This is a genomic window from Mesobacillus sp., from assembly GCF_047739415.1.
Taxonomy (GTDB): Bacteria; Bacillota; Bacilli; order Bacillales; family Cytobacillaceae; genus Mesobacillus.
In genome coordinates this window covers 1-15,469 of sequence record NZ_JBIQOE010000182.1, presented here as the reverse complement: position 1 = coordinate 15,469, position 15,469 = coordinate 1, and the positions used below count along the sequence as shown (strand labels likewise).

Here is a 15,469-nt window from a genome sequence, read left to right as displayed (position 1 = left end):
GCTGCCGGGCTGCCAATCAGTGCGGTTACAGGAAAGGCTGAAATTATGGATTCTGCAGGTATAGGGGAAATTGGCGGAACCTTTGGCGGAAGTCCTCTTGGTTGTGTAGCGGCAATAGAAGTCGTTAAAATGATAGAAGAGGAAAACCTTCTTGATAGAGCGAACATGTTCGGAGAGAAGTTCCTGGAAAGGTTCGGCAGGCTGACAGAAAGTTTCCGGGAAGTAGGAGATATCCGTTCCTTAGGAGCTATGTGTGCAATTGAATTTTTCGATGAGAATGAACAGCCAAACGGGCAAATCGTTAGGGAAATACTGGCAAAAGCACACCAGCGAGGATTAATTTTAATGAGCGCTGGTCTTTATGGAAATGTAATCAGGCTTTTAGCACCTCTGGTTATAACAGATGATCAAATTGAGGAAGGATTCGATGTGCTTGAATCAGCAATCACTGAATGCTGCCAGCGGTAGGAGGGGAAGACAAATGAAACAGAATTTATGGATTAATGGTGAAAGTCTGGAATGTGATAGATACCGTCCGCTTTTTAATCCTTTTGATGGAGAAAAAATTGCCGATGTAGCAGAGGCAAGCAAGGAAGATGTGATAAAAGCGATTGATTCAGCTGCCGGGACAGCAGGGACGATGGCAGAGATGGATGCCCATAAGCGTTCCGACATCCTGCGTAGAGTGGCTGAATTAATCAAGGAGGACAGGGAAGAGTGCGCCAGGCTGATTGCGGAGGAATCCTCTAAACCATTGAAGGCTGCTTTCGGTGAAGTCGACCGTACCATTATGACCTATACATTCGCATCAGAAGAAGCAAGGCGACTTCATGGCGAGACAATTCCGATGGACGCAGCTCCTGGAGGCGAGGGAAGAGTCGCCTATACGGTGAGGGAGCCGCTGGGAGTAATTGCTGCGATCACTCCGTTCAACTTCCCGATGAACCTTGTTGCCCATAAAGTCGGACCGGCAATTGCTGCCGGAAATACGGTAGTTCTTAAGCCGGCCAGCCAGACGCCATTATCAGCCTATAAAATTGCTTCTTATTTTCATGAAGCGGGTCTCCCTGCTGGAGCTCTCAATGTTGTGACTGGCAGCGGAAAAAGTGTTGGTGATGTGCTGATTGCCGATGAACGGGTGAAAATGGTCACTTTTACGGGAAGTCCTGAAGTTGGGAAGCATATCCGCGAAAATGCCGGATTGAAACGAGTAACTCTGGAACTGGGTTCTAATTCGGCATTGATTGTCGACGAAGGAACTGATCTTAAAAAGGTAATGCCAAGAATCGTTACCGGAGCCTTTTCTAATCAGGGGCAGGTTTGCATTTCTATCCAGAGGATTTTCGTACACGAAGCGATCGCTACTGAATTTGTCTCTTCGTTTATTGAAGAAGCTGGTAAACTGAAGGTGGGAGATCCACTGGATGAGCAAACGGATTTAGCTGCAATGATCAGCGGAAATGATGTGACCAGGGCAAAAGCCTGGATCCAGGATGCAGTGGAAAGTGGAGCGGAGCTTGTATATGGCGGAGATAGTGAAAGACAAATTTTAAAGCCGACTGTGCTGCTCAATGCGCAGCTCACTGATAAAATTTCCTGTGAGGAAGTGTTCGCACCGGTTGTCCATATCAATACTTTCGATGATTTCGCTGATGCGATTGCTAAGGTCAATGATTCAAAGTACGGGTTGCAGGCAGGAGTCTATACGAATGATCTTCAAAAAGCGATGCTAGCGGCAAAAAACCTCCATGTCGGCGGTGTGATGATCAATGAAATACCGACATTCCGGGTAGACCATATGCCATATGGCGGTGTCAAAATGAGTGGAACCGGCAGGGAAGGGATTAAATACGCTTTAGAAGAGATGACCGAACTAAAGCTAGTATCAATCAAACTAGATTGAACCGTCAGCCTGGCTCTAAGCCGGGCTTTTCATACGATTTAATTCTTATAGCAGGATTTGGGGGAATGAACATGCATTTAGGTAAAACAATGACCTTATCAGAAAAAAACTATAATCTTACTGTCTATCTTGATCCACAGAATAAGCGGGTCAGGGTCGAAGATTATTTGGGCAGCTTAGCACATATTTTGAATCAAGCTGAAAAGCTTGTGGAGAGCGAAAAAGCAGATAAATTAATCATCAAGGCAAGGAAGGAACATTTTACACAGCTGATTGAACGAGGCTTCAGTTTTGAGGCAAGTATTGACGGGTTCTTCCTGGGATCTGACTGTGTGTTCTTTTCTAAGTTTTTCAGCGACGAAAGACGGACTTCGCCGCATTGGCTTCAAGAGGATGGAATCATCAAAAGTGTTTACCATCTGGCAGAACCAGCACAGAATATTACTCCTCCAAAGGATTATGTTATGAAAAAGATGGACGAAGCGGATGCAGAAGGCTTGTCTGAATTATACAAAGCAGTTTTCCAAATTTATCCCACACCGTTAAATAATCCAGAGTATATCGTCAAAACAATGAAAGAAGGAACCATTTATTACGGATTTGTCCATGATGGTCAGATCGTCAGCGCGGCATCAGCAGAAGTGGACTCTTTTTATAAAAATGCAGAGATGACTGATTGCGCGACATTAAAAGAGCACAGGAAGCACGGATTGATGAAGGTGCTGCTGGCCCGCCTGGAGGAGGAACTGATCGAAAATGGCATATATTGCTCTTACTCCATCGCCAGAGCTTTGTCATTCGGGATGAACGCAGCCCTGCATCAACTGGGTTATGCATATCGGGGCAGACTGGTGAACAATGTGTTTATCTATGATAAAATTGAAAACATGAATGTTTGGGTAAAAGATTTGGCAAAATCGCCAAATTTTGGGCAGTGATAAGACAGTTTTTCGGCACTCTGTCATATACTCAATATGGGAGTGTGATGAGATGAATTCAGTATCCAATGTGACGGAAGAAATCTTGAGCGCAATATTGAGGTGCATCGACGAAGCAATCCATGTCGTGAATACAGACGGGATGACCATTTTCTATAATGAAGTAGCTGCCAGGCACGATGGACTGGAAATAAATGAAGTGATTGGAAAGCCACTTCTAAGTGTATTCCCCTCACTGAGCAATCAGTCCAGCACTCTATTGAAAGTAATTGAAACGAAGAAACCAATCTATAATGAAACCCAGTCCTTCGTCAATTTGCATGGGAGGAAAATCGACACTGTCAACACGACCCTGCCAATCTTTGTGCAGGGGGAATTGATTGGCGCAGTTGAAATTGCAAAGGATTATTCCCAAATCAAGCAGCTGTCTGAACGTTTGGTCGAAGTTCAGAAGAGTCATAAAAATCGTGGCGGGAAAGCCGTTAAACAGCAAGCCGGCTATACGTTCAGCGACCTGATTACAAACAATAAGCATTTTAGGACGATTAAAAAGAAGGCAGAGAAACTGGCAAAATCTGATTCACCGATTCTTGTATATGGGGAAAGCGGGACAGGAAAGGAGCTTTTCGTCCAATCCATCCATAATGCCTCCAGTCGGGCAGCTGGACCTTTCATTGCGCAAAACTGTGCCGCTATTCCGGAAAACCTGCTTGAAAGCATCCTGTTTGGCACATCAAAAGGAAGCTATACTGGAGCAGTGGACAGGCCTGGATTGTTCGAGCTGGCTAATGGTGGAACACTTTTTCTTGATGAGCTTAATTCGATGCCCTTCGACCTGCAGGCCAAGCTTCTTCGTGTCCTTGAGGATGGAGCTGTCAGAAGAATCGGAAGTACGCATGTCATCTCTGTCAACGTCAGGGTGATTTCTGCGATGAACGTTTACCCTGCCCTGGCAATGGAAGCAAACCAGCTGCGTACGGATTTGTTTTACCGTCTGAATGTATTGACTTTCGAACTGATGCCACTAAGGCAAAGGAAAGAAGATATCCTTTACTTGTCCGATATCTTTATCAGTCAATATAACAAGCAGCTGAGGAAGCATATCTCCGGGCTTGATGAACATGTTAAAGCCATTTTCTATAAACATTCATGGCCTGGCAATGTCAGGGAACTGAAACATACTATTGAATACATGATGAATGTATGTGAAGGCAGGATGCTGACCGGACAGGACCTGCCAATGATGATGAAAAAAATCCAGCCAGATCAGACCGAAGAAACACGTACTTCATTTGTTTTGAGAGACCATCTTAAAGAACTTGAAATCCAATTAATCAATGATGCGCTGGGTGCTTCTGGCGGCAATGTCCAGAAAGCAGCCGTCCTCCTCGACATTCCAAGACAAACACTACAATATAAAATGAAAAAATTAAATCTATGACATTCTAATCTGCCGAATATTCAGCAGGTTATTTTCTTTTTTAAAAGTTTATAATTCGCTGATCTTTCTCAAACCCCTGCAGGAAGCTGGATTTAATGAATTCAGAATAATCCGTCACTTTTGGCACAGAACTTGCATTATAAATAGCTATAAAAATAGCTGGGGGGAATTGGGATGAAACAGACTTTATATAAGCCTTCAAGACACTGGAAAGATATAGAGCTTTGGAATGATGTTACGGAGGAACAATGGAATGACTGGCTATGGCAGCTTACAAATACAATCAGGACACTGGATGATTTAAAGAAGGTTATTAATCTTACACCCGAAGAGGAAGAGGGTGTAAGGATCTCGACGAAAACAATCCCGCTGAATATAACACCTTACTACGCTTCATTAATGAATCCAGATGACCCTCGCTGTCCGATCAGGATGCAGTCAGTGCCAATCTCCAAGGAAATTCACAAAACAAAATATGATCTTGAAGATCCACTTCATGAAGATGAAGATTCACCTGTACCTGGTTTGACGCACAGATACCCTGACAGGGTGCTTTTCCTTGTGACCAATCAATGCTCGATGTATTGCCGCTATTGCACAAGGAGAAGATTTTCGGGACAAATCGGAATGGGGGTTGCGAAGAAACAGCTTGATGCCGCAATCAACTACATCAGGAGTACTCCTGAAGTTCGTGATGTATTGATATCTGGCGGAGATGGTCTTCTGATCAATGATAATATTCTCGAATATATTTTAAAAAACCTGAGAGAAATCGACCATGTGGAAATCATTAGGATTGGAACCCGGGCACCAGTTGTTTTCCCGCAGCGGATTACAGAGAATCTTTGTTCAATCCTCAAAAAATACCATCCAATCTGGCTGAATACACATTTCAATACATCAATTGAAATTACTGAAGACTCAAAGCGAGCCTGTGAAATGCTTGCCAACGCAGGGGTTCCTGTAGGAAACCAATCCGTCATACTTGCAGGGATTAATGACAGTGTGCCGATCATGAAGAAGCTCATGCATGACCTCGTGAAAATCCGTGTACGTCCATATTATATTTACCAATGTGACTTGTCTGAAGGCATCGGCCATTTCCGTGCTCCGGTCACAAAAGGCCTTGAGATCATTGAAGGCTTGAGAGGTCATACCTCCGGCTACGCAGTTCCTACATTCGTGGTTGATGCGCCTGGCGGAGGCGGGAAAATCTCCTTGCAGCCAAACTACCTGATCTCCCAAAGTCCTGAAAAAGTAGTCCTTCGCAACTTTGAAGGAGTGATCACCTCTTACCCTGAACCTGAAAATTATGTTGCCGGCAGAGCAGAAGGCTACTTCAAACAAGTGTATCCTGACTATGAAAAGAAAAAATCGAACACTGGAATTGCAGCAATTATGAATGACAGTGAATTCAACCTGATTCCTGAAGGACTTGGTCGAATCGACCGCAGGGAAAAATATGAGGAAGATCCTTCACATGCATCCCTGAAGGATAAGCGTGACAAACGTGATGAGCTGAAAGAAAAGAAGTTCATGGCACAGCAGAAAAAAACGACTACAGAAGCAGCTGATGGGCAAGACGCAGTCCCATCAACAAAGGAATAGGGGGTTGACCGATGGGAAAATGCGAGTGGTGCAGCAGTGAAAAAACCAAAGCTGTAACAGACAAAGTCTATTGGGAACTTCCGGACGGAACAAAAGCGATCCAGATTGATGAAACACCGGCCGTCCATTGCCTGGACTGCCGAATGACTTATCAGACCGAATTGATCACTAAGGAAATCGAAGACCAATTATTTTTAATCGATACGAAAAAACTCGGCAAGGTAGTAACGTTTGAAGAATTGATGGCCCAGCAAAGGTTGTTGAAGCGGAATTACTTTGATTTTTCATCATAGGTACAAGGAGATGGCACCCTAATCGAGTGCCGCTCAGTTTGTAGACAAAAGGGGTTCTGGAATGGTCTCATTCCGAACCCTTTTTGGATTTCATCGTTTTTCCCAAAGAAATTAGACTCTCTTCACTATACTTTTAGGCCATTACTGGACTTCTCCATGTCTAGTTGGCCATCTTCTTCAGGTTCAAGGCAGCGAGAGTAAGCATCGCCTGCATCGACAATTTTTTAAGTCCCCTCAGGGTTGTCCAACGCATGCCATGCTTTTCTTTTGCATCTTCGAATACGCGCTCAATGGTTTCCTTGTGCTTCGCATAGATTTCTTTTACTTCCTGTTTGTGTCTTAAGTGGTCTGCCTCTTCCACATACTCTTGCCAGATATGGCGTGTTACCACCTTTTGTTGGTGCTTGCTTTCTGTACATTGCGCTAAAAACGGGCAGTTAGCACAGACATGCTTGGGATTGGGAGATTTATATTCACGGTACCCCTCTTTCGTGGTGGTAGAATACTTTTGGACCTCACCGGCAGGACACAAGTAACAGTCATAGAATTCGTCATACACATAGTCATATTTATGGAAAAACCCATCCTTTGTCCGTGGTCGGGTATAAGGTAAAGCCGGAGTCATTTCGCTTTCCATCAGAAACTTTGTAATGGCTGGAGTTTTATAGGCAGCGTCAGCCGCAACGGCTTTAGGCTTTCCGACTTTCTCTATCACTTGTTTTACCATTGGCTCAAGGATCAGGCTGTCATGTGTGTTGCCAGGTGTCACAATCGTACCGAGGACAAATCCGTTACGGCCTGGTTGGTGCCGCATGGAAGGAGTAGGCAACCTGTTTGGTCCGCTCATATTTCACGTAGATCCACTCTCCGGGTCGGTCGCGCTTTCCTTGATTTCCTTCGATTCTTCCATATCGAACTTATCAGGAGGAAAAGGCTTCTTCACATGATCTTCCCGATCCTAGTTGATTTCTTCCTGGAGTTTCTCCTGGTAAGCTCTTGTTTCCTTACGCACCACTTTCTTCTCGAATTTATGCTTATTCGCACTTGCTTTTACATGTGTTGAATCGATAAAGACGTGTTCTCTGAGGAACCAGTTGGTCTAAAGTAACCATTTCTAATTGATCTCGTTGGATTGGATTATTTTTCGAAAGCATCTTTATCACCTCAAGCGTTATATGTATCTATTTTAAAATAGACTTATGGTTAGTTCCACGTTAAGTTGAGAAGCCCTGTTGATTGGAGTGGAAGGCGCGAAGACTCCTACGGGATCAGTTGGACAGGTGAGACCCCGCAGACGTCAGCGGCGGCGAGGAGCTTCACCGCCGGCACCGCGGAAAGCGAAGCGCCTTGAAAGGAAGTCAACAGCCCGATTCAAGCACCAATCAAAAAAAGACTGTAAACAAACACGATTTTCATCGAGTTTGTCTACAGTCTGACTGCACCTTCATGCTGAAGGTGCAGTTTTGTTTAGTCTATTTTCTATTCAGCCAGTTTCACGAGCATATGTGCCAGCGCATGCTGCTCTTCCTTTGTGCCGACCTTCCAAAGCTCCTGCAGCAGCTGCTCCTCTTTATTTCGAGGTGTTACTTTTTCAGCAAGATAATCTGCTACCTTTTCAGCTGTTTTGGCAAGCTGCTCTTCATCAAGTCCAGCTGTTTTGCCAAGCTTGACACGTTTGCTCAGATAAGTTCTGAATTCATTAAAGTCCCCAAGGATCTCATCCGCCTGCTGCGTATCCATCCGATCAAGAGTCTCATCCACCTTGCTAGTATCGACTTCGCCATCTTTATGGATCATATGGTCTTTTTCCATGTTAAAAACCTCCTTGTAAAAGATATATATTAAATACCCCGGTGCCGGAAACTAGTAAACCTTGAGGAGCACATTCAGTAGGTCGATTGAAAAAGGAAAAAATACTAAAGCCGAATTTTTCTGCGCCAATATTTTGTGAGGTGTAATGCTTAGAGGCTCTTTTCGTGTGGGGTGAAGTTATTTTTATTAATCTTAATAGACGTTTACAAGGAAAAATTCCAGAAACCGAATTTTTCCTTAGCTTGCAATTTAATAATTAGGTTAAAAGAGCTTTGAAAAGAGCTTTATCAAAAAAGGTGCGGGCCGCTTGGCCTGCACCTTTTTTGAGTCCGACATACGGACAATGGGAGGAGTATTCAGCTGATGCTATTCAAATTGCGCTCCTGGGGTAGATCGATTTTAAATGTATCGATTTAAGACCAGCGTGCCTTGAGACAGCAGCGCGAATCTTCCTCCGCTTGCGTAGCCAATGACGTATTCCGAAGTTGTCGTAAAGTCTTTCAACTTAACCAGCCCCTTCATTACTAGTATTGGCCTTGCTCTTATCCTGCGGACAAACTTAGAGGAGTGCTCTGCTCGAGCTATTCAAAAACATTATGGTCAATCGATATTAAGTCCATCGATTTAAGACCAGCGTGCCTTGAGATAGCAACGCAAATCTTCCTCCATTTGCTAAGCCAATGACATATTCCGAAGTCGCCGTAAAGTTTTGCACTTTAACCAGTCCCTTCTAGTTTTTGTATTGGCCTTGCACTATATATATACCCGGGTGAAATCACAGAAAACTCTTTAAACTCAATAATAAACTGGTAATACAGCTAAATATTGGTACAAGCGAAAAGGCAGCCGCTGTGGACTGCCTTTTGAGTCATATTTAGTCATTACTTGATAGGATCCCAAAGAAACGGAGGATATATAGGAAAAGATTGATGAAATCCAAATACAGGTTAAGAGCCATCAGCGGCACTTCTTCTGGACTCACGCCATAATGCTTCATCCTATTAAAATCAAACAACACATATCCGCTGAAAACGAGTATTCCAATGAACGAATATGCCATCATTCCGGTCGAACTGAGCGGCCAGAAAATATTGAAAATGCTAACAGCAATCAGCGCCAGCAAGGCTGCCATCAGCATGCCGCCAAGGAAGCTAAGGTCACGCTTCGTTTTAGTCGCATAAATCGCGAGACCAGCGAAAACAACAGTAGTGGCTCCTAGAGCGTTGATCACGACATTGGCACCAGATACCGCGATGTAATGGGCAATGACCGGGTACATTGTCATTCCAGAGATGAACGTAAACGCATAAAGAAATGCATAAGAGATCGCTTTCTTTTTTCGTAAAAAGAACACCCCGATCAGCATCGCAAGCTCAATGATGACGAGCGGAAGGAAAAGCGCTGGCGGGACGAACACTCCGGCCATTGTGCCAATGAAGGCGATTGCCAGGGAAAACGCGAAGGTTCTCATTACCGATGGCATCATCGAGTTATCTGAGTAAGCGTACATTTAATATGTCACCTCATAAATTTATTTGTTTATATATACGGGTGACAGGCACCACCGGTTTCATCCAGCACTGAAAAATTTTTTAAATATGTTTTTTTTCCTGTAAAAGATCGCGGATCTCTTTTAAAAGCTCTTCTTTGACATCAGGTGTAGGAGCTGCAGGCTTGGCCTCTTCCTTTTTCCTGTAGCGGTTAATAATTCTCACAAAGATAAAAATGGCGAAAGCCGTGATGAAAAAGTTGACTACAGCCTGAAGAAATGAACCATACGCAACCTCTTTATATTTAAGATCCGAAAGGTCAGCACCAAATGTAGCAAGTCCTACGATTGGCATAATAATGTCAGCCACTAGTGATGATACGATTTTCCCGAACGCGGCGCCGATGATTACTCCGACAGCCAGATCCAGAACATTCCCCTTAAAGGCGAATTTTTTGAACTCATTCCACATTTAAGATACCCCCAAAATATAATATCTCTTATATTCTGCGAGATTGGGAGGCAAAAAGCAATAGGGCCTGCGCCTTGAGTGGAGGCAGGCCTAAAGTATTTTTATTGTATCAACCTCATTTTCAGCGCTTTGACGGCGGCATCTGTCCTATTTTTTGCATCGAGTTTCTGGATGATCGCTGAAATGTAGTCACGAACGGTGTAGGAGCTGAGGTGGAGTGCGTCGGCTGCTTCATTTATGGATGCACCTTCGGCAATCAGCTTTAGCACCTCGCGCTCACGGATGGTCAGGACGGCACGCTGAACACCGAAAAGCTGGACGGCATCCTCATAGTACTGATTCAATAATTCACCACCATATTGCCCGAACTTGATCAGAGCGGTGAGAGTTTGATTGTTGACGGTAAATGATGTGTTTTCTCCGCGGTCAAGCAATGCCAGCCCAATCAGTTTATTTTCAGCGGGCACGTAAATTGGCAGGACGACCAATGATTTCAGGCTATAATCGTGGACGTATTTTCCAGGTAAAATTTCAGCTGCATCTTCAATAAAAATCGGTTTTGAATGGCTGAAATGCTTTAAGTATTTTGTCAGCAGCGGAAACTCAGCGATGCTTTCCTTTATATGCTGAACAGACCCTGTATTGACGTTATGCGCATGGACACCGACGCCGCTGTGCTCACTAGGGGAATAAATGAAAAGGGCGCAGCGTGAAAAGGGAAGGTAATCGACCAAACCCTGGGGAATCATTTTAACGGCTTCCGAGGCACTTTGAGAATGGATCAGCCGCTGCTGGAACAAAAGGGTAGCATCCTTCCACTCAAGCTCACTTTCCAGGTGATTCAGCTTCATTTGTTTAAGATACATTTTTCGAAGCGTTTCTTTTTGCTCCTCAGTCACAGTGCCCGCGTTTTCCTTCATACAAATCAACAATGTTTCAGTCAAGCAGGGAATCGTGATGATTTGAGGGTGATCCTCCCCTGGTGACAACAATCTGGAAAGCGCGATGGCCAGGTCTGATGCATGCTCGGCTTGAAGTCCCTCACACATGGTGACAAGCTGATCATTTACTACAAGGTCATCGGCACAGACGACTTTACCCACTTTGCATTGGGCTTTTTCATTGCGGATGACCGCAAGCCAGTTACTAGGCACAGCACGCAGACTCAACATCATCTTCAGCCATTTGTCATCCTGGTATTCCAGCTGCTGCGTGTGCAGGACCTTGTCGAGAATCTTTGTAAAAAAAACCTGTACCGCTTGGTGCTCAAGGAATCCAGCATTCTCTCTTTTTAAAACTTTATGAAATAAGTTTTCAACTGCACTGATCAGAAAGATGGCTTCAAAATCATCGACAAAATCGGGATGGCGCTTTTGCCACCTAAGGACTAATAAATGGATGAAATCATTTGAAGACTCAAAAGTGGTTCGTGAAAGGTTATTGAAGCCATAAACAATCATGCTTTCAAACTCAGATATAAGCTCGTTTTGCCAGGCTTTCATGTCCTTCTTTAGATGGGACCATTCTTTAAGAAACGGTTTCTCGCACTCTTTTAAAAGAACCAAACCTCTAATGGCCAAATCCTCAATCTTATGTTCCATCAGGTAACCTCGCTCTCAGATTCTGGTAAAATACCATTCGTTTAAAAATTCAGACTTTTGTCCGTCGTTCCTTAATACCCCGACATTTAACGGAATTAACACGATGTTAACGATTTTTTTCGGAGTTGTTGGCTTGATTTATCGGGGGTATGTTATAGGAGAGATTTAATTTTGAATTTTAAAAATATTTAATTGGGGGTGGCTTCCTTGAACGGAGCTGTCGTAATGGAAAGCAAGACAAATAAAAAGGTTTTTTGGGGTGCCCTGTCAGCAGGTCTTCTTGCGCTTGGAATCTTGCTGGTGTCGTTCGGATTGTCAGGCGTGGCTTACGCTGTACCGATTGCCGGGGTTGGCGATTTTTATGTTGAGTTCGATAAGCTTGAAGGAGAAGGCTACAAGTTCTATCCGAAACTTGGTGAAACGAGCAGTTCAGACGCAGCGCCACAAGGAACAAATATCATTGAAAAACTGACAATCGATAACCTGCAATTATACAAGGATTTTCAGGTAGGCGGGGATTGGATCCGCGTAAAAATCCAGGCATCAAAACCTGTACAGATTTCCGGACTTCAGCATGATGCCGGATTAATCGAAGCGAATGCCAAGTTCCAAAACCTTGCCCTTGAAGAAAACAACAGCACCGACTGGACAAAGCAGTTCCAGCAGACATCAAGCACCATCATCCTTGAGGATGCCAAGTTGAAGACACATTACTTATTCCAGGAAACGATTAATATGGCCGGTATGAAACTGACAGTGGAAAAAATCGATAAGAAATAATCGAGGTGATCAGCAATGGTTTTTAAAAAATGGAGGCATACAAGGCCTTTTTTTGGAGCGATTTTAACAGTCTTAAGCGGCCTGATGATTTTATGGGTACCGTTGAATCTGTATCTGAGCACCTTTCTCCCGGGATCAGTCGCCGTGATCGGATTGCTGTTTGGCGGGCTGATCACATTGATGGGACTGATGTCCTTCTTTTTGCCAAGTGCCTCTAAAGCATTGGGCATCATCGTGATTTTTCTGTCGATTCTATCCGTCATCGGCGCTCTGGGCGGTTTCCTGTTCGGAACGGTATTTGGAATCATCGGCGGGGCATTGCTGACAGCCTGGCGGATGGTGCCTGCTAAAGAATCCGCGGGAACACCAAGTTCCGACGTGCCGGCGCAACCTGCCAAAACAGGGTAAAGGGGAGAGGAAATGAAGATTGTAAAACACCGATTATTTTTAGTAGTGATGTGCATTCAGCTTGCTGCATTGTCCTTATTCCCTTTTATCGAAAAAGTGGATGCAGCCGTCAATGACGCAGAGGGTTTCATCATCCAGGCTGACAGGGTCGTTGGTGAAAATATGAAAGCAATGGTTGTGGCCGGAGAGACATCGGGCTCAAATGCCAAGCCGATGCTGCGGATCACCTACGATTCAGCTCAGATTTATGGCATGAGACTTACTAAACAGTTCGCGACTCCGGGAGGGACTGTGAGCATCACGATGAAAGCAAGCGGACCGGTTTCTATAAAAGGAATGCAGGTCGATGCCAGTGCCATTTCATTTAAGGGAGCATGCGTCTATGCTGGAAAAGTAATCCCGAATGCTGCACTTGAAGGAGTGACGATGGTTGCCCATTCGATGAACGCAGCCAACAGCAGCCTCGACAAGCTAAAGCTGCAGACTGTAAATGGAAACGGAGGAGTCCAGAAGCCAGGCACATTGAAAATTTTACAGGATCTCGGATCGATGCCATTTGAACAAATGAATAAGGAAATCGAGAAAATCACCTCCGGCCAACTTCCGCTTACGTGCAAGAGCCCTTCTGAAGAAGGTGAAAATTCAGAGGTAGTGGAGGACACAGTTGGAGCAGTGACCGATCCTGTTGATGACCTGCTTGATGAAGTAACGGATCCGCTTGAGAAGGTCACCAATCCGCTCGAAGAAACAGTGGGGAATGTGACAGACTCACTTAAAGACACAATTGGAAATGTGACGGATCCACTAGAAGATACTGTGGGAATAGTGACCGATCCACTTAAAGATACGATCGGCAAGGTAACAGATCCTCTAAAGGATACAGTCGATAAGGTGACGACCCCTGTGGAAGAGACAGTCGGCACAGTTACTGAGCCTGTAAAGGATGTCGTCAAGGAAACGACGGACATGACGAAAAAAGTGACAGAGCCTGTGGTCGAGCCGGTGAAGAAGACAGTTGATGAAACAGCTAAGACAGCATGCGAAAAGCTGGAAGCTGTAAATGGTAAGATCACCAAGGAGCTGGCGCTGGAATTGATCGACAAGGCGCTAGCAGAAAAAAAGATGCTTGATGAACTATGCCCGACAGACGCAACATTGACTGCACAGCTTGAAAAATGGACAGAAGGACTGCTTGATTCCCTCGGTCTTCTGTCACTTCTCGGGTTGAAGCCAAGCGAGGAAGAACAGTTGAAGAAGATGAGGGAGGCCATTTTAAAAGAGCCAGATGGATCGATCATTGAGTTTTAATTTTTTACACAACAAAGGCAGAGGATGGTTCCTCTGCCTGTTTAATATTTGATTGCAAATGACTTATAGGTTTCGGTTTTCTCTGTTTCGTTCACTTCAATATGATCAACAGTGGAGAAAGGATTGCCCCTGCGGACCTCATCAATGAACTTTTCAAGGTCAGCTCTGGAACCCGAAGCAAGAATTTCCACGCCGCCTTCCTGAAGGTTCTTCACCCAGCCAGTAACCCCAAACTGGATTGCCTTCATTTGAGTATAATACCGATACCCCACACCCTGAACCTCTCCCGTCACAATAATTTGTAATTGGATCAAGACGTCGCCCCCAGATAAACGAATAGGTTAACAATATATCTAATGTTTTATGTAATAATTTCTTGGTAACTTCATTATACCACAGTGTTCTGGGGTACATAAGGTGAAAAACTGGGAATGCGCCCTTTTAATAAAGACATTCTTCGTGGACGGTGCAGAAAATCCTAATTAAAAAATATGGAGCGAATCCATTGCCCCAAGTGACAGGAGCAAACGGAAAAGGGAAAAAGGAAAGCCGTTGCATTGCCCCGAATAGCAGAAGGAAAGGAAAAAGGGTAAAAGAAGACAACTGTATTGCCTCAAACGGCAGAAGGTATAGCGAACTGGTGGGAAGTTAAAAAAACAGCCGAACAAAATGTCCGGCTGTTCTTGAGCATATATCCAATCTTACAACGCCCAGTCTCCATTGCGGAACACTGGCTCGGCATTTCCATCAGCAGTGATGCCGTCGATGTCCATTTTATCGGAGCCGATCATGAAGTCGACGTGTGTAATGCTTTCGTTCAGGCCGTTTTCAGCCAATTCTTCAGAAGACATTGTCTTGCCGCCTTCTACGCAGAATGCATAAGCACTTCCAATTGCGAAGTGGTTAGACGCGTTTTCATCAAACAATGTGTTGAAGAACAGCACGTTTGATTGTGAAATTGGCGAGTTAAATGGTACAAGGGCAACTTCACCAAGATAGTGTGAGCCTTCGTCTGTCGCCACAAGCTGCTTGAGAATTTCTTCGCCTTCTTCAGCTTCGACGCCGACGATTTTACCATTTTCAAAAGTAAGCTTGAAGTTGTCGATGATGTTTCCGCCGTAGCTAAGCGGCTTCGTGCTTGATACATAGCCGTTCACGCCAGTTTTCAACGGTACAGAGAAGACTTCTTCAGTCGGCATGTTTGCCATGAACTCGTTGCCTTGCTCGTTCACGCTGCCAGCGCCAACCCAGATGTGCTTTTCAGGAAGCTTGACAGTCAGGTCTGTGCCTGGTGCTTTATAGTGAAGCTTCTTGTATCGCTTGCTGTTCAGGTAATCAACTTTTTCATGAAGGGAAGCGTCATGATTTTTCCATGCTGCGACCGGATCTTCAGTATCCACGCGGACTGCCTTGAAG

General features: G+C 44.5%; 15 protein-coding genes and 1 pseudogene. 9 read left to right on the top strand and 7 right to left on the bottom strand.

The annotated features are described in order from the left end of the window. From ACH0QE_RS14255 to ACH0QE_RS14230, 6 genes are all read left to right on the top strand, one after another. The coding region (locus tag ACH0QE_RS14255) for an aminotransferase class III-fold pyridoxal phosphate-dependent enzyme (protein ID WP_415801265.1) at positions 1–468 on the top strand (468 nt) is incomplete at its 5' end. Positions 469–481: 13 nt separating this feature from the next. Beyond that, positions 482–1,903 (top strand): aldehyde dehydrogenase family protein, encoded by a 1,422-nt coding sequence (locus ACH0QE_RS14250; protein ID WP_415801264.1) that lies wholly within the window; start codon positions 482–484, stop codon positions 1,901–1,903. A 71-nt stretch (positions 1,904–1,974) separates the two neighbouring features. After that, complete coding sequence (ablB, locus tag ACH0QE_RS14245; protein WP_415801263.1) at positions 1,975–2,841, top strand: putative beta-lysine N-acetyltransferase; 867 nt, start codon at positions 1,975–1,977, stop codon at positions 2,839–2,841. 52 nt (positions 2,842–2,893) lie between these two features. Continuing rightward, complete coding sequence (locus tag ACH0QE_RS14240; RefSeq protein ID WP_415801262.1) at positions 2,894–4,282, top strand: sigma-54 interaction domain-containing protein; 1,389 nt, start codon at positions 2,894–2,896, stop codon at positions 4,280–4,282. Positions 4,283–4,456: 174 nt separating this feature from the next. Continuing rightward, positions 4,457–5,890, top strand: a complete 1,434-nt coding sequence (gene ablA, locus ACH0QE_RS14235) for a lysine 2,3-aminomutase (RefSeq protein WP_415801261.1) — start codon at positions 4,457–4,459, stop codon at positions 5,888–5,890. An 11-nt stretch (positions 5,891–5,901) separates the two neighbouring features. Beyond that, positions 5,902–6,183 (top strand): YokU family protein, encoded by a 282-nt coding sequence (locus ACH0QE_RS14230; RefSeq protein WP_415801260.1) that lies wholly within the window; start codon positions 5,902–5,904, stop codon positions 6,181–6,183. Positions 6,184–6,343: 160 nt separating this feature from the next. Here the strand turns inward: ACH0QE_RS14230 and ACH0QE_RS14225 are convergent. The 5 genes and pseudogenes from ACH0QE_RS14225 to ACH0QE_RS14205 form a co-directional block, all read right to left on the bottom strand. Continuing rightward, a pseudogene (locus ACH0QE_RS14225) lies at positions 6,344–7,264 on the bottom strand (IS1182 family transposase); the annotation flags it as partial. 398 nt (positions 7,265–7,662) lie between these two features. Further along, positions 7,663–7,995, bottom strand: coding sequence for a DUF3243 domain-containing protein (locus ACH0QE_RS14220; protein WP_415801259.1), 333 nt, complete (start codon positions 7,993–7,995; stop codon positions 7,663–7,665). 874 nt (positions 7,996–8,869) lie between these two features. After that, positions 8,870–9,505: a Bax inhibitor-1/YccA family protein gene (locus ACH0QE_RS14215; RefSeq protein WP_415801258.1), complete on the bottom strand. Its 636-nt coding sequence runs from the start codon at positions 9,503–9,505 to the stop codon at positions 8,870–8,872. An 82-nt stretch (positions 9,506–9,587) separates the two neighbouring features. After that, the gene (gene mscL / locus ACH0QE_RS14210) at positions 9,588–9,956 is read right to left on the bottom strand and encodes a large-conductance mechanosensitive channel protein MscL (RefSeq protein WP_415801257.1); all 369 of its coding nucleotides are present in this window, start codon (positions 9,954–9,956) and stop codon (positions 9,588–9,590) included. 101 nt (positions 9,957–10,057) lie between these two features. After that, positions 10,058–11,557 (bottom strand): response regulator transcription factor, encoded by a 1,500-nt coding sequence (locus ACH0QE_RS14205; protein WP_415801256.1) that lies wholly within the window; start codon positions 11,555–11,557, stop codon positions 10,058–10,060. Positions 11,558–11,764: 207 nt separating this feature from the next. Here ACH0QE_RS14205 and ACH0QE_RS14200 point away from each other — a divergent pair, with 207 nt between their 5' ends. Genes ACH0QE_RS14200 through ACH0QE_RS14190 form a run of 3 tightly spaced genes read left to right on the top strand, consistent with a single transcriptional unit; the run spans position 11,765 to position 14,053 of the window. After that, positions 11,765–12,337 (top strand): DUF6230 family protein, encoded by a 573-nt coding sequence (locus ACH0QE_RS14200; protein WP_415801255.1) that lies wholly within the window; start codon positions 11,765–11,767, stop codon positions 12,335–12,337. A gap of 15 nt (positions 12,338–12,352) precedes the next feature. Beyond that, positions 12,353–12,745, top strand: a complete 393-nt coding sequence (locus ACH0QE_RS14195; RefSeq protein ID WP_415801254.1) for a DUF6114 domain-containing protein — start codon at positions 12,353–12,355, stop codon at positions 12,743–12,745. A gap of 12 nt (positions 12,746–12,757) precedes the next feature. Next, entirely contained in the window at positions 12,758–14,053 is a 1,296-nt protein-coding gene (locus ACH0QE_RS14190; protein WP_415801253.1) for a hypothetical protein, read from the top strand. Between the two features lie 41 nt (positions 14,054–14,094). On the opposite strand, the gene ACH0QE_RS14185 is transcribed toward ACH0QE_RS14190, so the two are convergent. Together ACH0QE_RS14185 and ACH0QE_RS14180 are read right to left on the bottom strand one after the other, a co-directional pair. Beyond that, the gene (locus ACH0QE_RS14185; RefSeq protein WP_023625755.1) at positions 14,095–14,367 is read right to left on the bottom strand and encodes an acylphosphatase; all 273 of its coding nucleotides are present in this window, start codon (positions 14,365–14,367) and stop codon (positions 14,095–14,097) included. Between the two features lie 387 nt (positions 14,368–14,754). After that, on the bottom strand, positions 14,755–15,469 hold a 715-nt coding region (locus ACH0QE_RS14180), incomplete at its 5' end, for an aminopeptidase (RefSeq protein WP_415801252.1).